Genomic DNA, 18,881 nt, shown 5'->3' with positions numbered 1-18,881 from the left:
TTGCTTGTATACGATTCTTCTACGACTTGTACAGCAATACCTTTTCGTTTTGCCTTATAGGTGATCATTTCAATGAGTAGATTATGCGGGAGATGGCAGAACGATTGATTCTGTCGTTTCCCCATCTCACTGTTTTGTTTCCACGATGTATTTTCCCAATCACAATCGTAGAAATTTCGTATTGAACTGCAAGCTGAACAATATGGTAACTCATTTTGTGAAAGAGGTCTTTGATTTTGAGAAAACGTTTCTCATGAAGCCTTTCTAAACGATTACCCATTTTCATATTTTTCGAGTCAATTGGCGGAATCTCTCCGTCTATTTATTAGATCGGGTGCTTAACCTGTTCCCCCAACCGATAAGAGATATAAACTTTTCTTCTGTATAAAGCATATCCTTATTGGTCGACTTAATCTCCATAAAAAGTCCCTCCAATAAATTTCTTAATGGAGGGATTCATCTAAGATAGTTAATTTCACCGGTGGTTAGCTCAACTTAATGACTACGGGATCTATCCCCACTTAGTGATGAAACCCATTATCACATTTCGTATCATGTGGCATAGGCCCGTCCAGGGAATCCAGAAAGGCAACGGCCTGTTTGAGGTTCCTCAAAAATAAATGCGCGAGATCCATGGAAAATCCATTTCGAACCACAACACGCATAATCGTCACCGCTTCCATATCTGGGGGCAATGGATAGGCGGGTACTTGCCAGCCGAACACACGCAATTGTCGAGATAAATCATAAAGATTCCAGTTTAATGTGTAACCATCTTTCAGTCGCCAAGCGAAAACCGGAATATCCGAACCATCGGACAAAAGTTCGAACGGTTCCATCTTCTGAATCGCCTTGCTAAGAAAAAGAGCGACTTTCTGAGAAGCCCTTTGGACATCATAGTACCCACTTTTCCCCAAACGCACGTAATTGTAATATTGCAGGAGCACTTGTGCGCCAGGACGAGAGAAATTCAGGGCAAAAGTCGGCATGTTCCCGCCCAAATAGGAGACGCGGAAGATTAGATCCTCAGGGAGATCTTCAGCTTCCCGCCAAATTATCCAACCCAACCCAGGATAGACTAATCCATATTTATGTCCGGATACATTGATGGACTTCACCCTCGGTAATTGAAAATCCCAGACTAAATCTGGTTGAAGAAACGGTGCTATAAATCCCCCCGAAGCCGCATCCACATGCATGGGAATGTCGAGGCCCGTCCTCTCCTGTAAATCGTCCAACGCTTTCGCAATGGCGGCAACCGGTTCGTAAAGCCCGGTATAAGTCTCACCGAGAATCGGTACCACACCAATCGTATTTTCATCCACGGCAGCGAGGACCCTATGAGGATCCAATCGGGGATGCTCTGGGCTAACCTTTACATAGCGTGGTTCAACCTCCCAATAGTTCGCGAATTTTTCCCAAACGACTTGAACAGCAGAACTAAACACAATATTGGGCCGATCCACCGGCTTCCCTTCGCTTTTGCGTGCGTTTTGCCAGCGTCTCTTTAACGCAAGCCCCCCGAGCATACATGCTTCCGACGATCCAGTTGTTGAAACGCCCATAGTCGTAAGGGGGGTGGGCGAATGCCAGAGGTTGGCTAAAATGCGGACACACCGCTCCTCAATTTCGGCTGTCTGTGGATATTCATCCTTGTCAATCATGTTCTTGTCGAATGATTTGGCATATAAGTGCTCTGCGGCAGGCTCCATCCATGTGCTAACGAATGTTGCAAGATTCAAGCGGGCATTGCCATCAAGAGCAATTTCATCATGGACGATTTGATACGCTGTTTCTGGTAACATGCCTTCATCAGGCATGTGAAAGCGCGGAACGACTAATTCTCCTTCGCGGGCAAACAGAGGATTTACAGAAAATTCGTGAGGCAGCTCCATTTGCACGTGACGCGGTAGATATTGTGGATTATCTGGCATGATCTCTTTTCCTTCGTATGCATCGTTTTGAGCTTCTGCTTTTCGATCCTGTGGCATACAAGTCCCCCTTAATTAATTGTTTAACAAACATATTATTTACAAAAAAGCATTTGTTAAATCAAGGGGACAATTCTAATAAAAGGTGCTGCCACCATTCGAATTAAAGGAGTATATTAACGTAAGCCATTCAAATAACAAAACAGCACCTCTCCAGCAAATTAGAGGGTGCTGTTGTTTCTTCGCTAAAACCTCATTTACTTATGATACGGTTCAGCGTAATCAATCCTAAATAAAAATTAGGCCTTATCGATTTTTCGATAAGGCCTATGGCTCACTACTACACCTTTAACTTTCTTTTCTAACAAGCCTTACAACATTCTCCACATGCGCCGTATGTGGGAACATATCCACCGGCTGCACATACTCCACTTCATAGCTCTTCATTAATGTTTTCACATCACGTGCTAATGACGAAGGATTACAAGAAACATACACAACTTGCTTTGGTTTTACTTTCAAGATCGTTTCAAGTAGTTTATCATCACAGCCTGTACGCGGCGGATCAACAACAATTACATCTGGACGCCATCCTTCTTTCACCCATTTTGGTAACCATTGTTCCGCTTTTCCAGCTTCGTACTTTGTATTTGTAAAACCGTGGCGCTTCGCATTTTTCTTCGCATCTTCAATCGCTTCTGGGATGACATCCATTCCTCGTACTTCCGCTGCATCATTTGCAAGCCACAGTCCAATTGTACCAACGCCGCAATACGCATCTACGATTTTTTCTTTTCCTGTTAAAGCAGCTGCTTTTTTCGCTTCGTTATATAAAACAACTGTTTGCTCAGGATTCAGCTGGAAGAATGCGCGTGCAGATAATTCAAATGATAAGTCACCAAGTGTTTCTTGAATCACTTCTTTTCCTGCTAAACGGAATGTTTTATCACCAAAGATAACCGATGTTTTACGCCAGTTCACATTTTGCATAATTGATTTTACAGATGGCATTTGTTTTTGCACTTCTGCAATAAATTGTTCTTTATTTGGCAATTCTTCTTTTGTTGTAATTAATGTGATTTGTACTTCCCCTGTTTGAACGGCAGCACGTGTCACAATTGTACGTACAAGACCTTTTTGTTTTCTTTCATTGTAAATAGAAATGTTCAATTTTTCTAATATTCGTCTTACAACTTTTGTTGCTTCATTCGTTGCTTTATGTTGAATCATACAATGAGAAATATCAATTAAGTGGTGTGAGTTTTGTTCATATAACCCTGTAATGACTTTTTCATCTTTACGACCTACTTGTAACTGACTTTTATTACGATAATGCCATGGATCTTCCATTCCAAGTGTTGGACGAATGATAGCTTCCATACTTCCGTTCATATACTTTTCAAATGCTTGTACAACGATATCACGCTTTTGATTTAACTGCTCTTGATAATCTAAATGCTGAAGCTGACAACCACCGCATTTATCATATACAGGACATGGCGGCTTCACGCGATGCGATGAAGCTTTACGAATTTTTTTCACTTTTGCTTCTGCAAAACCACGTTGAATTTTCGTTGCTTCTGCAACAACTTCCTCTCCTGGTAATGCTCCTGGAATGAAGACAACTTGTCTCTTAAAGTAACCTACGCCCTCTCCGTTAATTCCAAGACGTTTAATTGTCACAGGAAACGTTTGACCAACTTCCAACTTACTCTCATGTTGTTTTTGTATCATTGTTACACCTCTACTCTATACTTTTCCATAAATATAATGATGCATAACTGCAATATGGTTCACACTCTTGTCTCATTCGTTCTAAAAATGCATCATCTGGTTTTTGTTCTAACTGAAATAACTGTTGAAGTGCGCGTTGAATTCCGATATCTGCTTTTGGAAACATATTTTGACGTCCAAGCCCGAACAGTAAGAAATTTTGTACGGTCCACGCTCCAATACCTCGCAGCGGTAATAGTTGTTCTCTAACCGCTTCGTCTGTTTTTCCCTCTAACTCTTCTAAGTTTAACTTACCGTCCATAATATGTTTCGCAAGCCCAACGATATATTCCGCCTTACGCTGACTAAATTTTTGATTTCTCAATTCTTCTACTGTAATACTTGCTACTTGTTCAGGTTTTGGAAAAAAGAAAACACCGTGTTTCTCTGTTCCATACGTTTTTACAAATTGTTCTGTAAGCTTTGTAGCAAATTTCAAATGAACTTGTTGATGAATAATGCAGCGAAGAAGACAAGCAAAATAATCAAACTCTAAAATAATTGGTGTATATGCAAATGTTTCAAACAGTGGACGTAATGACGTGTTTGTAAAATGATTTTGAATCTCATGAAAAGGTTGATTCCATTGGAAAATAGAAGAAATACGCTTCATAATTTTATCTTGTTTGTCTGTTTGGCTAGAAATCCAAAATTGTGGTTGTTCCATTGTGCCCTTCCCTTGTACACGTACAACAAGTTGCTCTCCATCTATGCTAAGCGGAACATGAATTGTTTTATCTTCTAGATTAACGACATTTAATGGATCAAAAGATAATCGCTTTAACACTTCTTCAAAACGATACGGATATTCTAACGTAACTTGTTCGCTCCACATACGTTCCCCATCCTTTTTACACATCATTATAGCATGAGAAAACCGCAAGCATACATGCTTACGGTTGATTGCCTTTTACTAAATCATCTAAGCTTTTAAAATGATACCCTTTCTCGCGTAAATCATCAATGATTTTCGCCAATGCTTCTGTATTATCTTTGGAAACAGAGTGCAATAAAATAATAGCTCCAGGGTGAATCATATTCATAACATTATTATGAGCATATTGCCATCCTCTTTGCTGATCTACTTTCCAATCCAGAAAAGCAAGTGACCAAAATACATTATAGTACCCCTGTTCTTTTGCAAGTGCTAATGTACGCTCACTAAAAATCCCGCGTGGCGGCCTTACATATAGTACTTCTTTTTGGCCAGTTACCTTCTTAATTTCATCTTTTACAATTTGTAGTTCTTCACGAAGCTTTGTGTCATTTACTGTTGTAAAATCCGGATGACTTTGTGAGTGGTTTCCAATAATATGTCCTTCATCTGCCATTCTTTTCAATAAATCTGGTTGGCTTTTTATATAATGTCCTGTTACAAAAAACGTTGCTGGTACCTTCTTTTCTTTTAACACATCAAGAATCTTTCCTGTAAAGCCATTTTCATACCCATTATCAAACGTTAAGTAAATATCTTTTTTCTTTGTATCCCCTAAATAAAATCCTCCATTTTTCTGCAGCAGCTCTGTAAATTTCTGACCAGCATCCGGAGGAGTTTCATTCTTCGCACGTGGAATCCCCCAATGATTTGGTGTATTCACATAAGCAAACACAGAAGCTGGAACAAGTACCATCATAATTGAAAAGATAATACTGATGTATAACCAATTACGCTTCATTTATAAGCTCCTTTTCATATATAATCGTACTTGTAGTTTCTGTGTCTCTAATTTGTTTCATGCTGAACACGTTTTTCCATTTATACCAATACAAAGAAAGAGCATCTCCACTATTGGAAATGCTCTTTCTCCTCATTCATCTTATTTAAATACTGGTTCTTTAAACGTTGCTAATTTCTCTAAAGATGTTTTATCAACATCAGCATGTAAGCTATTACCGTGAGAATCCATTGTTACAACTGCTTTAAATCCTTCTATACGTAAATGCCACATTGCTTCTGGAATACCAAATTGTAAGAAATCAACATTTTCTACTTCTTTAATACACTCTGCGTAGTACTGTGCTGCACCGCCAATTGCATTTAAATATACGCCGCCATGCTCATTTAATGCCGCCAATGTTTTCGCACCCATACCACCTTTACCAATAACAGCACGAATACCAAATTTCTTCATAATATCGCCTTGGTAAGGTTCTTCACGAATACTTGTTGTTGGTCCTGCCGCTTTAATTTTCCAATTGTCATTTTCATCTTTTACAACAACTGGTCCGCAGTGATAAATAACTTGTCCGTTTAAGTCAACTGGGCAATCGTTATCCATTAAATGTTTATGAATCGCATCACGACCTGTGTACATCATACCGTTAATTGTTACAACATCACCAACGCGAAGCTCGCGAATTTGCTCTTCTGTAATTGGAGCTTGCAGGACGATTTCACGTTGCGTATTTACATCTTCCTTCGCTTCCTCTTGCTTTAACGTATCTTCACCTTCTTGATATAACCAGTCAATAATTTCACCTGATTCTGGGTGAATCGTTACACCTAAGCGGCGATATGCCCAGCAATTATATGCAACAGAAACATAGAAGCTAGCTGGAAGACGATTATATACGCCAATTTTACAACCAAGCAATGTCGTTTCGCCACCAAAGCCCATCGTTCCAATGCCAAGCTTATTCGCATTTTCCATGATATATTCTTCAAGTTGCTTCAATTCTGGAATTGGATTTTCATCATCTAATGTACGGAATAATTGGTTTTTCGCAAGCTCATAACCAGACGTACGATCTCCTCCGATACCAACACCAATTACACCAGCGCTGCATCCTTGTCCTTGCGCTTGGTATACCGCATGAAGAAGACATTTACGGATTCCTTCTAAATCACGACCAGCTCGTCCTAACCCTTCTAGTTCACAAGGTAAGCTATATTGAATATTTTTATTTTCACAGCCACCGCCTTTTAAAATAAGACGTGCATCAATATAATCTTTTTCCCATTGCTCAAACTTAATAACAGGTGTTCCCGGTCCTAAGTTATTTCCGCTATTATCGCCAAATAGAGAATCAACAGAGTTTGGGCGAAGCTTCCCGTCTTTTGTTGCTTGTTCAAGTGCTTGGTAGATCGCGTCTTTAATGTGTAATTGATTTACACCAACTGGTGTGTAAACTTTAAAAGTTGGCATCCCTGTGTCTTGGCAAATTGGCGAAATGTTGTCATCTGCCATTTTAATGTTATTTGTAATTGTGCCAAGCGCCATCGCTGAACGAGTTCCTGCATTTTCTTGTTCTTTTGCTCGTTGAATTGCACGGCGAACATCTTTCGGTAAATTCGTCGACGTTTCAACAATTAGTTGATACATGCTTTCTTGAAGCTTTTTCATTATTACTTCCCCCTCAATTGTGAACGCTACCAAAACGCTTTAAAAAATTTCACAGTTTGATTATACATCTTTTTTTGTGTTGCTTCTAACAAAAAAGAATCAGCAATTTGCTGATTCTTACTCACCTTTTTTAAATTGCTCGCATTTAAATTCAATATCATCTAACATTTCAAGAAGACGGTCCACATCTTCTAGTTCTACATCTTCTGGTTCAATTGTATCAATAACTTCTAAAAACATATTTAGACGTTCTTTCAAATATACTAATTGTGAATCTTTATCATAAGTAGCATTTCCCATAGGTGCTCTCTCCTTTTTATTCGAGTTATCCTAATTAGATCTTACTAAACATAAATGTTCTATTTACGAAAAATAACACACTTATACAACTCGATTGCTTCGATTCATATTCAGCATACTCATTGTTTGCTTGTTGAATCTTTATTTTATTATACAGCAAAAATGATTATCACGGTCATGAAATTTTTTCTTCCATTTAAGTAAAATGGTTTATCCCGCTATTAACAGGCAGTAATTTCCATACTTTAAAACTCAGCAAAAAACAAAGAAGTTAGATATAGGATAAACTGTCCTAAAAGCACAATTAGTTCAACTAACCATCAGTGGGGGTGAAAAAAACTCCCCACTGATGGAAGTTTCACTTTATTAAAAAGCAATCTTCTTCTATCATAGAGGATGGACAAATTGTTATTTCAATAGTCAAAGGAGTATTTCATAAATGAATACATCACAAAAAATGAAGCCGATTACTCCTTCTTATGATCCATGGGAAGCGTATATGGACCTTGAAGAGTATGGCAAATTATTATTAACAAACGTTGAGTTTACAACTACAACGTTATGCAATATGCGCTGTGAACATTGTGCTGTTGGTTATACATTACAGCCGAAAGATCCGAATCCACTTCCGCTTGATTTATTATTACAACGATTAGATGAAGTTCCTCATCTACGCTCTTTAAGTATTACAGGCGGCGAGCCAATGCTTTCAAAAAAATCTGTTGATAACTATGTAACACCGCTCTTAAAATATGCTCACGAACGAGGCGTTCGTACACAGATTAACTCTAACCTAACTATAGATTTAGCTCGTTATGAACAAATTATTCCTTACTTAGACGTTTTGCATATTTCTCATAACTGGGGAACTATTGATGATTTCGTTGAAGGCGGATTTGCCATGATGGAGCGCAAACCATCATACGAACAACGTGCCAAGTTATTTGAACGTATGATTTCAAATAGTAAAGCATTATCAGAAGCGGGTGTTCTTGTTTCTGCTGAAACAATGCTAAATAAACGTACGCTTCCACACATTGAACATATTCACCGTCAAATTGTTGAAGAGATGGGCTGCAAACGTCATGAAGTACACCCGATGTATCCAAGTGATTTTGCTAGCAATCTTGAAATTTTAACGAAAGATGAAATTCGCAGTGCAATTTCACATCTTCTTGATATTCGTGATGAAAATGTATGGATGTTATTTGGAACATTGCCATTCTATGCATGTAGCAATGACGAACGTGATTTAGAAGTATTCAAAAAGCTACATACAAGTAAAAACGTCACAGTACGCAATGACCCAGACGGTCGTTCTCGCTTAAATGTAAATATTTTTGACGGTAATATTATCGTTACAGATTTCGGTGACATTCCATTGCTTGGAAACGTCCAAACGAACACATTGCAAGAAGCTTATGACAAATGGAGCTCTTCACAAACAGCAAAAGAATTAAGCTGTCATTGTCCAGCTGTAAAATGCCTTGGACCAAATATTCTTGTGAAAAATAGTTATTATTCAACAGAAGACTTCTTAACAAAACAAGCAAATCTCACTCTATAAGTGGGAAAAAAAAAGCCAGCGCAATATGCGCTGGCTTTTTTTCCCTCTATTCGCCGGCAGTAAGAGCCCGATTGGTGAGAGCTTTCCATCAGTGAAAGATGAAGAACCCCCAATGATGGAAGTTTCACTTTATTTTGGGGTAGGAGACGAAATAAACTTAAATGAAATATGATCTTGAATTGGTATGGAAGCTCCAATTCCTTGTGATGTTATATTTTTTATCATAAGTTTTCGCTGATTTCCTTTTAAGACAAGATATACTTCTCCAAATGTTACTTTTCCTTTTTCATTAACTGCTGGCGTATATGCATATAAGTATCCAAGTTGTTTCGGACTAATATTGTATACTCGTTCATGCTCGGTTCCATAGCCAATAATTGTTTTAAACGAAAGAGGTAAGCGTACTTTTTCCATTGCTTTTAGTAGCATCATCTTCTTTACATCTTCCGCATTTTTAATGTAAGAAGTGAGTCCACCTTCCACAATTTTTTGTGCTTCTTGCTTATAACGAAGTGAATAAAACCCCTGTCCACCACGATTATCATGGAAATTCCGATTCACTTGTCGATATTCCCAATTCATCGTTGTTTCAGTTGATTCATAATTTAAAGGCCATTGTCCTAAATAAATTTTAGCCCGGTATCCAACTGCAAGCGGCGCATTAGAAATAGACGTTTCATTAAACATTCGAATTAGGTCCGGATTTTCAATCACTATTGGCGATGTTTCAAGCAATGTTTTTGCTAGTTCGCTCGGTTGTAAGCGCGGCAAATCTTGTGTTGGATTTGGATACGTATTTTCTTTTGAAATGTTTAAAACAGACGGTGGAATTTTCACATTCAGTTCTGTCTTTGCAAAGCTACTACAAGGGAATAAAAAGATAAACGAGAACATGATGATGAGACAAATACTGGACACTCGTTTCATCCGTAAAGCTCCTTCCTAATGGGACTATACGGTTATATTCTTTTCCGCACTCCTCGTTGTTATCCAAACTTTTTATCAAAAAATAGGAGAAAACCCCACTTCAAGATCTAAAAGTGATAAGTGATAGAAGTTTTTATAATAAATAAAAACCGATACCCATAATGAGATACGCTGCAAGTAATGTTAAACCTTCAAACCAATTCGTATCGCCATCATTTGATATAGCAATTGTCAAAAATACAGCTGTAATCATTGCCACTAATTCCGGGAAAGTGAATATAAGAGGCATTTCCACTGCAAAAAACATAGAACTAATGACAAGTACAGGCGCAACAAACATTGCAATTTGTAATGTTGATCCAACTGCAATTTCAACTGCAATATTAACCTTATTTTTGTAGGCCATGAGAATAGCCGATGCATGCTCTGCTGCATTTCCAACAATGGCCACAATAATAACCCCAATAAATAATTCACTCCAGCCAAATGCTTTTGCAACTGTTTCAAACGTATGTACAAGCGCCTCTGATACATAGCCAACCGCTACTGTTGCAAGTGCTAAAATAAGCAACGCTCTTCCTTTTGACCATTCTGGCTCTTCGTCGTGTTGTTCTATTATTTCTTCTTTAGGCTGATATACTCCTCGATGCGTGACAAGTTTAAAATACAATGCAGCTAAATATAAAATAATCATAACGATTGAAACGCCAATACTAAGTTGGAATGTTTTTCCTATGTTCATTTTCATTGAAAATATTTCTGGAATAACAAATGCAACAACAACCGCAAAAATTAATAGGGCTGAATTATGTCTTGCATCATATACATTAAAGCTTTGACGTTTATACTTTAGACCACCTACAAAAAATGAAAGGCCGCCCACTAGCAATAGGTTACCGAGAACAGAACCTGTTAACGAAGCGAGCACTACTTCTATTAACCCAGCTTGCAATGCAAAAATAGAAATAATAAGCTCAACTGCATTACCAAATGTTGCATTTAACAAGCCACCGATACGTGGTCCTGACAAAATCGCCAAACTTTCTGTCGCTCTCCCCATAAAGCCAGCAAGCCCAATAATCGTAATACAATATACGGCAAACATAATTGTTTGTGGCCAGTGCATGACGTTACCAAGAATGGAAAACGGCACACCAATAACTACAACGAATAAAAAGATTTTATTAAACATCCTTTTCATCCTTCCAATTTTCATCAATTACCCTTTGTTTTATCATTATTCTTCTAACTTACCCAATTTTCATAAAAATTACGTTTAAAAAAGGTCATTGAAGAAAAAAGTAAGAGCGAGCAAAGAATTTTTCATCACGTAAAAGCCTGTTAATTCAACTAATAATAAGTGCGAGACAATAGAAAGGGGCATAAACAAATGCATATAAAAGAAAAAATAGCAAATATCATTCAAAATCAAAAAACAGGTGTACTGGCAACACTTCGTGACAACAAACCACATAGCTGCTTTATGATATTTTTTCATGAAGATTTCGTATTGTACGCTGCAACAGATCGTCATTCAAAAAAGATAACAGATATAGAACAAAATCCAAACGTTCATATTTTACTTGGTAAGGAAGGAAAGAACTGGGATGAAGAGTACATTGAAGTAGAAGGAATCGCTTCTATTGAAGAAGACAATACATTAAAAAATAAATTCTGGACAAACAGCTTAAAACGTTGGTTACTTGGTCCTGAAGATCCAAATTACGTTTTAATAAAAATTAATCCTGAAACAATTTATTACATTGATAGTGTTGGTACAACGCAACCAGAATTTTTACGTCTATAGCAAAAGAAACGAGATCTCACGAAATATGAGGTCTCGTTTTGTCGAAAAGTTCTTTTCCAAAAAAAATTGAAAAAGCTGGAACTTTCTAAAGATTCTGTTATATAATAGTACTAACTTAAATAAACTGTATTAAAACAGAATGAGGGGAGAAATTAAAATGATGAGAAGAGAAGAACGGAAAAACATGATTGAGTTTATTGAAAAGAAAAAAGGGATTGAACGTGAAGAACTTATGTATATGACAGATGACGAGGTAGAACATATTTATAATGTGACGTACTTCTTATATGAAGAGATTGCAGAGTAATAAAAAAAGACCATTCCCTAACAGGAATGGTCTTTTTTATGTAAAATAATAGATGATCGGAGGAATTCATATGAGCTCATGGTTATTATTCGCATTACTATCAGCAATCACGGCAGCACTTGTATCTATCTTTGGAAAAATAGGACTAGAAGGAATTGATTCGAATGTTGCAACGACAATTCGTTCAATCATTATGGCCTTATTTATGATCGGCGTTATTATCATCCAAGGAAAATTCCAAAATATCGGAGAAGTATTAGTAAACAAGAAAGCATTATTATTTATCACACTTAGCGGTGTAGCAGGCGCTTCTTCTTGGCTCTTTTACTTTCTCGCCTTAAAAACAGGAAAAGTGTCACAAGTAGCACCCGTTGATAAGTTAAGCGTGGTCTTTTCGATTATCCTCGCTATGATTATTCTTGGTGAAAAGTTAAATTTCATGACTGGTATCGGTGTTCTCCTTATTACAACAGGAGTTCTTTTTATTGCTTTTAGTTAATAAAAAAACCGCTATATAATATAAATTAGCGGTTTTTCTTAGCTTTTTGTATTTTTACATATGTATAAACAATCAAAGCGATGACAATTGAAATAATAAAAATCCAAAATCCATATCGATGTAAATTATACTCTACCTCTCTCCACTTTTCTCCTAATTTCCATCCAAGCCCAATAAATACACTCACCCAAATCAAAGCACCGCCATACGCATATAAACAAAACTTACTCCATTTTAAGTTGGACATTCCTGCAAAATATGCAGTTAGATGTCTGACACCAGGCAAAAAATAGCCAATCATTAGTAAAAAAAGACCATACTTCCCAAATAAAATATGAGTCCTCTCAATTTGTGCTTCTTTAATTCCCACTTTAGAACCATATTTTTTTAATACAGGAAGTCCTAGTTTTAAACCGAGCATATAACTTAATGTAATCCCAAGTATAGCCCCAGCCATACTGCTCATAAAAGCCTCTGTACCTGACATATATCCCCTTGAAATATTATATCCGACAAATGTAAGTAAAAATTCATCTGGTATCGGTAATCCAACGATTCCTCCAGCAAGTGCAATAATAATTCCATAATAACCATAGTGTGCGATTAATTCACCAATATGTTGTTCCATTCGCACGACACATCCAATACGTTATCGTTATTCCACATTGTACCCTCTCTATCAATGAAGCAAACATGGCATACATATTCACTATACATTGTTTTTATAACGAACTCTACATGGAATGTTACAACTTAATGTAGAATATTATATTCGCATTAAGTTATTAGGAACATCTAATGTTGTTTCACAACTGAAAGGAAATTGAAAAAGAACTGAAACTTTTCGCATTAAAATTCAATCATACTTAAAAAATGAAAGGAAAATGAAATTTTCCAAAAGAAAATCTTTGTTAAAATAAAAAGTATAAATACAAAAAAATGTTGACACATAGAGGAAAATGTATTTTTCAAGATATAGTGGGGGAAAAAAATGAGACTGGAAAAACAATTAATAAAAAAGATATATTATGAAACATTCTTAATGGAGAATGAAACACATCCACCTCTTCAAGTACTTGGAGAAGCTTATTTAAACGAACAAAAAAATGAGTTTTCCGATGGATCTTATATTCGTTTTGCACAAGGTGAATTTTATTATCACTATCAAGATTTTGAATCAGCTATTTTTAAATGGGAGAAAGTCAATAATGAATTAGCACCATGGGCACAAAAAAATATTGCGGATGCTTACTTCGAACTTAACCAATTATCGGTTGCTGAAAAGGTTTATACCTCCATTACTACTGATAACAAAATACTTATGACTGAAATTGCACTGCAATTACTTTCTCTTTACATCGAGCAAAATAAACTTGATTCAGCTTTCGCTGTTATTAAAGAAGCGGTTTCTTTAAATCCCGATTATCCAAACGTCACAACAATTGCACGTTCCTTTTATGAAGAACAGCAAGATTTTGGCAGTGCAGTAGAGCTTGCTGTGAATGAGTTAATTCGAACAGAATCTTTTCCATGGTTTGAGGTTCTAAAAGAATATATTGATAAAGGATTTACTAAAGCCATTTCACCAGATTATTTTTATGAAGTATTAGTTACATTAAATAATGTAGACCAAGTACAATTTACGCAAATTGTTTCATCGCTTTGGCACAGCTATAAAAATGAACAGACTTATTTATTATGGCTTAAAACAATAAATGAATTTTTCTTACATATCGAAATACATTCGTCCGATATATGGGACAAAATTTCTTCTCTTTACGAAGAAACGTATTTTGAATTAATTCAAGGTCAATATATGCTGAGACACTTACACGATATCATTCCGAATCTTTTAACAAATTGGTTAAAGGTAGCCAATCCGTCTCAGTCTGTATTTCCATCTTCAGCAGTATTAGCATGGGATGAGATTTTCCCTTCCCAAATAGATTCAGCAGATATAAAACATGCAGAAAATACCCTATCATATTCTACCAATTACACTGACGGATTAGAGTATAGCTTACATCTTTTTGAATCTATTACACAGTGGGCACAAAGAAATGATTTAGAAATAGGCCATCGATTTAGATGGTTAGTTGGCGAGCTTGCAGATTTAAAAACAAATCGCCTTTTAATAACAGGAACTTCAGGAAACGGAAAATCTTCATTTATTAACTCTATACTGGGAGAAAATATATTAGAAGACTCCAGCTCAAATGTAATTGTCTTTAAAAATGATGCTCAGACAGAAATTAACGCCGTAACAGATTCAGCAATTACAACGACTGAGAATTTCTCTGATTTCCATAACATGTTGTCTATGCACCGCCAAACATATAGAGATAGAGCATGTGTTGAATTTAAATTACCATGCAGATTTTTAAGTAAAAATAAACTTACATTCGTTGTTACACCTAGCTTCAGCAGGAACAATGATAGTAGAAATGAAACATTTGAATATTTAAATTCTGTAGATGAATTATTATTCGTATTGAATGCGGATTCACCTTTTACTGACAAAGAACGTGACATTCTATTAAGCATTCAAGAACATACACCAAATCTACAAATTCATTTCTTATTAAATAAAATTGATAACATTTACAGTGAAGCAGAAGCAAAAAGAGTTATACATGATACGCAAGCGAGAATAAACGCATATTTCCCGCATGCGAGGGTTTTCCCTTATTCTTCGTTATATACAAATAGTCAACAACTAGCCGAGTTCACTGAGTTTATTCATTTTAACTTTAACCATAAAAATATCGATGCAGAACGTACTGAAAAGCTATTAGTTTTCATTCGAAAAACAATTACATATCTTTTGGATAAACGCGTCGAGATGGAAAACAACCTAGTGGATTCCATTAGTTGGAATGAAGATATTTTAGTTAGACTAAATGGTTTTATTAATAACCTTACTGCTTTTGAAAAGGAAAAAATTCAGTTTATTACAGAATCATATCGTAAAATGAAAAAAGAAATTACTCATGATCTGACAGAACATATTCCGAAACTATTACAAAGTTGTTCTGATTTAATTAGCGAAGAGAGCGATTTCGGACACATTGATATTGAACTAAATACAGCGATGAACGAAAGAGTTCAAAACTATCTAGAACAAACTGTATTACCTAACCTTGCTCTCTCTATGAAAAATTGGATTGAAGCTTCTAATAACGAGTTCCTTCAAAGTCAATCGTACTTAGAAGAAATCAGTGAAGGACTTAATTCTTTATGTGGAGAAAATCGAATACAGTTAGAATGTGACTTTAAAGTGCTCGATGATTGGCGCAGAGATACTGATAGAATGACAACTAGAATACAAATGGAAGAAGTGAATATCTTACGCCGCTTTACACCAGCACAATTTTTACTGAAAAGTGCCGGTAAATTATTTGGAGTTCTTCCTAAAAACAAAGCAATGCTATATAACAAATACAAACAGTATTTAGAAAATGAAGATTATACCGATGTAACAGCTTCTATTATGAACAAATTTTTCTTGCAGTTTGAGCTATTTGAAAACGCACTAGAGCGAGATATTACTATGTTCTTTAGAAATCCATTTGGTGCGTTGAAACAAGCTGTAGAAAACACTCATTTAGAGATACAAGAAAATCAAAATACACTGCATAAAATGAAATCGAATCCTGAAGTTTATCATGACCCTATAACGCTCTTTGAATTGAGATTATGTCAGTATGAAGTAATCTTAAATATAGGTAAAGATAATTCCTATCCAGATTCAACTTTAGAAACAGAAATAGATGAACTATCCACCTTTTAACTTTCTCATATTGTAGTAAATAAGAACCAAAAAAGCAGCCAATATTGGCTGCTTTTTATACTAAACTCTTATGTGAATAATAAGAAAGGATTAATCTTTAATCTTTTTTACATCCCAAATCACATCATCAACCTTTGCTTCCACACGAATTTGCTGAATAAATTGTTGTCTTTTGTTTTCGTTACGAATTAGTTTATGTATATACCGCCGCTTACTCAACAAATTTCGATAATGCTCTTCTGTGTAAATTACATCTCGGCATTTTACATCTTCATATATGACTTTGAACCAATCATGCCCTTTTAACTTTTCAATATGACGAGCAAATCTTCTTTGCTTTCGCTTCTCTCGTCCTTCTATGCTTTCTAACGCTTGTTCTACAATTTCCTCTGCTATACCTTCTCCTACAACTTTTACAATTCCAACTGTTCCGCGAGCGATAACCTTTGCAGCATCCGCTGCCGCTTCTCCTAGTGCAATTGCTCCTCGTACAATCCCAGCGAGAATGTGACCAATAATATCTTCCATAGCCACTCTCCTTCTAATCTACTATGTGCATCCATTCAAAAGGATAATATATTGCAACCAAACTTCCTAATACATCATCTTTATCAATTAGTCCTAGCCCATTACGACTATCTCGGCTCACTAATCGATTATCCCCCATCACAAAAATTTTATTTTTTGGAATTGTAATCGGACCAAAGTCTTCAGTTAAATTCATCATAAGTTGTTTTGCTTGCTTCTTATTTTTTTCCAAATATGATTCCTTTTGCAATTGACTATTTATATACAACTGATCGTTTCTCATTTCAATTGTATCTCCAGGTAAACCGATAATACGCTTCACATAAAAATTATCTGTTTTTATCACAATTACATCACCATGATTATAGCTATCAACTTTCCTTGCTAACTTATTGATAATGACTTTATCTCCTTCATAAAGTGTAGGCTGCATGGAAGCTCCTTGCACTGTCGTTGGAAAAAATACAAATACTTTCATAAAAAAAGCAATAATACATGCAATCGCAAATACTTCCATCCATTCCCGAAAGCGGCTTTTCTTTCTCATCCTTATCTCCTTTATCCCTCTATGTACACATATTATAAAATATTTTTGTAAATGAATTCTATATTGTCAGTAAATTATCTGTGTGATTTATAGAAATGACTTAACTAATAAAAATAGAACTACTCTTAAGCAGTTCTGTTTTTATTTTCTATATAGGTAGCAATTATTCATACGTCAACTTGATTCCGCTACTTTCGGGAAGTAAGAGCCCGATTAGTTCAACAATTACATTCCAACATAAATAATACAAATTTGCGCTCCAACATATGTTGCCCAAACCCAAAGAGGATCATATTTTATATTTCTTCCCCCGATATCAGTAACACCAATAATAAAATCGGAGATGGCAAACAACAAACCTCCAAATGCTGGAACCCACCATATTCCACCGTTCAAATAAGCAAGTGCAAATGCAAAACATGCCATTCCACTAACCCAAAGCCCGTAGACAAGTGCTCCTATTGTAAATAACTTATCTTGCTTATTATTTCGAATAAAAAAGAACCAGCCGATAATTAAAAATAAAGCATATCCTACTAAGCTAAACCATAACCCAGTCCATGAAATGCCTGTTTCTAAAAAAGCTGTAACATACAAGCAATGTGCAATAGCAAATGTCACCATTCCGCCAATTAAACGATTCCAAAATGGTATCAAGCCTGCCATAAACAAATCCCCAATTGTTGATAAAATCATGCCGATTGCAACCCATTGCCGATAAGGTGTTGCGGGGTCTTGCACCCACATCCATATTGCAGCTCCAGTTAATGAAAAACTAAGAAGCAAACGTACAAATAAGGGTAATGGTTCGTTTTTCTTTGTTTGTTTTGATTGCCTTATTGCATAAATTGTACCGAACAGAAACAAAGTTACTTGTCCAATCAGTAGTACATACATTTCATTCATATTTTTCTCCTTGATGAATTAATATTTCTATGTTATTCGTTATAAAGGCATCATTTCCCTTCCTTTTATCTACAAGTTTCAACAAAAAATATGTGTGTTTCTATCATACCTTTCGAGAGGACTCCCACCTCTAAACATATGTGAAGGTGGTGAGGTGAATCGAAAAAAATATTTTATGTTCAAGTAAAACGATAGAAACATACGTTCTTGTTTTGGTATAATATCCTTAACAAGGAGGTGAAAAAATGACAACGAAAAATCAAATAAATTATAAAACTCTTCAGATTTGGATTAAAAAAGGACATCGTATGTATTCTTATTTTCGAGAATCTTGCCAAAATGCTAAGAATATGTACAACACGACAAACTTTTATATACGACAAGTATATACAGGTTTAACACAAGATAAGGAGTTGCAACCTTTACAAAAAGAAGTTTTGGATATGATTTCTAAAAACATAGGGAAGATGAATGATACGCAACTTCTTTCCTATCAAAAAAAATTGGGAAAAGAGAAAACAAAACCAAAAGAAAAACAAAAAGAAGTGAAATGTAATTTGTTTTCAGAACCAACTACAGAAAAACCTTATGTAGATTGTAATTTTCTGGATGCATTATTTAAAGCCATGATTCAGAATGATTATCGTGCTTTGCC

General features: G+C 35.8%; 17 protein-coding genes and 2 pseudogenes. 6 read left to right on the top strand and 13 right to left on the bottom strand.

Translation table 11 applies throughout. The features are described from left to right. The 7 genes and pseudogenes from CN326_RS20860 to CN326_RS20830 all read right to left on the bottom strand — a co-directional run. Window positions 1-271: pseudogene (locus tag CN326_RS20860) on the bottom strand (IS200/IS605 family accessory protein TnpB-related protein); the annotation flags it as partial. A gap of 250 nt (window positions 272-521) precedes the next feature. After that, window positions 522-1,991, bottom strand: coding sequence for a glutamate decarboxylase (gene gad / locus CN326_RS20855; RefSeq protein ID WP_098310894.1), 1,470 nt, complete (start codon window positions 1,989-1,991; stop codon window positions 522-524). A gap of 288 nt (window positions 1,992-2,279) precedes the next feature. Further along, window positions 2,280-3,665 (bottom strand): 23S rRNA (uracil(1939)-C(5))-methyltransferase RlmD, encoded by a 1,386-nt coding sequence (gene rlmD, locus CN326_RS20850; protein ID WP_098310893.1) that lies wholly within the window; start codon window positions 3,663-3,665, stop codon window positions 2,280-2,282. Between the two features lie 10 nt (window positions 3,666-3,675). Then, window positions 3,676-4,539 carry a DNA-3-methyladenine glycosylase family protein gene (locus CN326_RS20845; protein ID WP_098310892.1) on the bottom strand — a complete coding sequence of 288 codons (864 nt, stop codon included), beginning with the start codon at window positions 4,537-4,539 and terminating at the stop codon, window positions 3,676-3,678. Between the two features lie 58 nt (window positions 4,540-4,597). Continuing rightward, complete coding sequence (gene pdaA, locus CN326_RS20840; protein ID WP_098310891.1) at window positions 4,598-5,380, bottom strand: delta-lactam-biosynthetic de-N-acetylase; 783 nt, start codon at window positions 5,378-5,380, stop codon at window positions 4,598-4,600. Between the two features lie 141 nt (window positions 5,381-5,521). Further along, complete coding sequence (locus tag CN326_RS20835; protein ID WP_098310890.1) at window positions 5,522-7,048, bottom strand: fumarate hydratase; 1,527 nt, start codon at window positions 7,046-7,048, stop codon at window positions 5,522-5,524. Between the two features lie 117 nt (window positions 7,049-7,165). Then, the gene (locus tag CN326_RS20830; protein WP_098310889.1) at window positions 7,166-7,348 is read right to left on the bottom strand and encodes an SE1561 family protein; all 183 of its coding nucleotides are present in this window, start codon (window positions 7,346-7,348) and stop codon (window positions 7,166-7,168) included. Window positions 7,349-7,787: 439 nt separating this feature from the next. Here CN326_RS20830 and yfkAB point away from each other — a divergent pair, with 439 nt between their 5' ends. Beyond that, window positions 7,788-8,915 (top strand): radical SAM/CxCxxxxC motif protein YfkAB, encoded by a 1,128-nt coding sequence (gene yfkAB, locus CN326_RS20825; protein WP_098310888.1) that lies wholly within the window; start codon window positions 7,788-7,790, stop codon window positions 8,913-8,915. A 129-nt stretch (window positions 8,916-9,044) separates the two neighbouring features. Here the strand turns inward: yfkAB and CN326_RS20820 are convergent, their stop codons facing one another. Both CN326_RS20820 and cax read right to left on the bottom strand, forming a co-directional pair. Next, on the bottom strand, window positions 9,045-9,842 hold the full coding sequence (locus CN326_RS20820; protein WP_098310887.1) for a YfkD famly protein: 798 nt from the start codon (window positions 9,840-9,842) through the stop codon (window positions 9,045-9,047). A 133-nt stretch (window positions 9,843-9,975) separates the two neighbouring features. Beyond that, the gene (cax, locus tag CN326_RS20815; RefSeq protein ID WP_141525096.1) at window positions 9,976-11,034 is read right to left on the bottom strand and encodes a calcium/proton exchanger; all 1,059 of its coding nucleotides are present in this window, start codon (window positions 11,032-11,034) and stop codon (window positions 9,976-9,978) included. A 198-nt stretch (window positions 11,035-11,232) separates the two neighbouring features. On the opposite strand from cax, the gene CN326_RS20810 reads away from it, so the two are divergent. The 3 genes from CN326_RS20810 (at window position 11,233) to CN326_RS20800 (ending at window position 12,455) form a co-directional block, all read left to right on the top strand. Continuing rightward, window positions 11,233-11,649 carry a pyridoxamine 5'-phosphate oxidase family protein gene (locus CN326_RS20810; protein ID WP_098310886.1) on the top strand — a complete coding sequence of 139 codons (417 nt, stop codon included), beginning with the start codon at window positions 11,233-11,235 and terminating at the stop codon, window positions 11,647-11,649. A gap of 160 nt (window positions 11,650-11,809) precedes the next feature. Then, window positions 11,810-11,956 (top strand): BH0509 family protein, encoded by a 147-nt coding sequence (locus CN326_RS20805; RefSeq protein WP_141525097.1) that lies wholly within the window; start codon window positions 11,810-11,812, stop codon window positions 11,954-11,956. Between the two features lie 70 nt (window positions 11,957-12,026). Then, a complete protein-coding gene (locus tag CN326_RS20800) occupies window positions 12,027-12,455 on the top strand; it encodes an EamA family transporter (protein ID WP_098310884.1) in 429 nt (142 codons plus the stop codon). 25 nt (window positions 12,456-12,480) lie between these two features. Here CN326_RS20800 and CN326_RS20795 read toward each other — a convergent pair whose 3' ends face one another. Then, entirely contained in the window at window positions 12,481-13,083 is a 603-nt protein-coding gene (locus CN326_RS20795) for a DedA family protein (protein WP_098310883.1), read from the bottom strand. A gap of 363 nt (window positions 13,084-13,446) precedes the next feature. Here CN326_RS20795 and CN326_RS20790 point away from each other — a divergent pair, with 363 nt between their 5' ends. Further along, a complete protein-coding gene (locus CN326_RS20790; protein WP_098310882.1) occupies window positions 13,447-16,245 on the top strand; it encodes a dynamin family protein in 2,799 nt (932 codons plus the stop codon). A gap of 90 nt (window positions 16,246-16,335) precedes the next feature. Here the strand turns inward: CN326_RS20790 and CN326_RS20785 are convergent, their stop codons facing one another. The 3 genes from CN326_RS20785 to CN326_RS20775 form a co-directional block, all read right to left on the bottom strand. After that, a complete protein-coding gene (locus CN326_RS20785) occupies window positions 16,336-16,773 on the bottom strand; it encodes a hypothetical protein (protein WP_098310881.1) in 438 nt (145 codons plus the stop codon). 13 nt (window positions 16,774-16,786) lie between these two features. Then, window positions 16,787-17,320, bottom strand: coding sequence for a signal peptidase I (gene lepB, locus CN326_RS20780; RefSeq protein WP_098310880.1), 534 nt, complete (start codon window positions 17,318-17,320; stop codon window positions 16,787-16,789). A gap of 225 nt (window positions 17,321-17,545) precedes the next feature. Continuing rightward, window positions 17,546-18,226, bottom strand: a complete 681-nt coding sequence (locus tag CN326_RS20775; RefSeq protein ID WP_098310879.1) for a lysoplasmalogenase — start codon at window positions 18,224-18,226, stop codon at window positions 17,546-17,548. Window positions 18,227-18,471: 245 nt separating this feature from the next. Between CN326_RS20775 and CN326_RS20770 the strand changes: the two are divergent. Next, window positions 18,472-18,881 (top strand): annotated as a pseudogene (locus tag CN326_RS20770) (RNA-guided endonuclease InsQ/TnpB family protein); the annotation flags it as partial.

The sequence above is a fragment of the Bacillus sp. AFS018417 genome (assembly GCF_002560985.1).
GTDB lineage: Bacteria > Bacillota > Bacilli > Bacillales > Bacillaceae_G > Bacillus_A > Bacillus_A rhizoplanae.
Note: the sequence above shows the minus strand (reverse complement) of the source record. Positions and strands in the feature narration are given on the sequence as shown.

Excerpts from the sequence above, each read along its gene's own strand:
- CN326_RS20830 (WP_098310889.1), bottom strand. The coding sequence starts at position 7,348 with ATGGGAAATGCTACTTATGATAAAGATTCACAATTAGTATATTTGAAA.
- CN326_RS20800 (WP_098310884.1), top strand. The coding sequence starts at position 12,027 with ATGAGCTCATGGTTATTATTCGCATTACTATCAGCAATCACGGCAGCA.
- CN326_RS20790 (WP_098310882.1), top strand. The coding sequence starts at position 13,447 with ATGAGACTGGAAAAACAATTAATAAAAAAGATATATTATGAAACATTC.
- rlmD (WP_098310893.1), bottom strand. The coding sequence starts at position 3,665 with ATGATACAAAAACAACATGAGAGTAAGTTGGAAGTTGGTCAAACGTTT.
- CN326_RS20785 (WP_098310881.1), bottom strand. The coding sequence starts at position 16,773 with ATGGAAGATATTATTGGTCACATTCTCGCTGGGATTGTACGAGGAGCA.
- CN326_RS20795 (WP_098310883.1), bottom strand. The coding sequence starts at position 13,083 with ATGGAACAACATATTGGTGAATTAATCGCACACTATGGTTATTATGGA.
- cax (WP_141525096.1), bottom strand. The coding sequence starts at position 11,034 with ATGTTTAATAAAATCTTTTTATTCGTTGTAGTTATTGGTGTGCCGTTT.
- gad (WP_098310894.1), bottom strand. The coding sequence starts at position 1,991 with ATGCCACAGGATCGAAAAGCAGAAGCTCAAAACGATGCATACGAAGGA.
- CN326_RS20805 (WP_141525097.1), top strand. The coding sequence starts at position 11,810 with ATGAGAAGAGAAGAACGGAAAAACATGATTGAGTTTATTGAAAAGAAA.
- lepB (WP_098310880.1), bottom strand. The coding sequence starts at position 17,320 with ATGAGAAAGAAAAGCCGCTTTCGGGAATGGATGGAAGTATTTGCGATT.
- yfkAB (WP_098310888.1), top strand. The coding sequence starts at position 7,788 with ATGAATACATCACAAAAAATGAAGCCGATTACTCCTTCTTATGATCCA.
- CN326_RS20820 (WP_098310887.1), bottom strand. The coding sequence starts at position 9,842 with ATGAAACGAGTGTCCAGTATTTGTCTCATCATCATGTTCTCGTTTATC.
- CN326_RS20835 (WP_098310890.1), bottom strand. The coding sequence starts at position 7,048 with ATGAAAAAGCTTCAAGAAAGCATGTATCAACTAATTGTTGAAACGTCG.
- CN326_RS20810 (WP_098310886.1), top strand. The coding sequence starts at position 11,233 with ATGCATATAAAAGAAAAAATAGCAAATATCATTCAAAATCAAAAAACA.
- CN326_RS20845 (WP_098310892.1), bottom strand. The coding sequence starts at position 4,539 with ATGTGGAGCGAACAAGTTACGTTAGAATATCCGTATCGTTTTGAAGAA.
- CN326_RS20775 (WP_098310879.1), bottom strand. The coding sequence starts at position 18,226 with ATGAATGAAATGTATGTACTACTGATTGGACAAGTAACTTTGTTTCTG.
- pdaA (WP_098310891.1), bottom strand. The coding sequence starts at position 5,380 with ATGAAGCGTAATTGGTTATACATCAGTATTATCTTTTCAATTATGATG.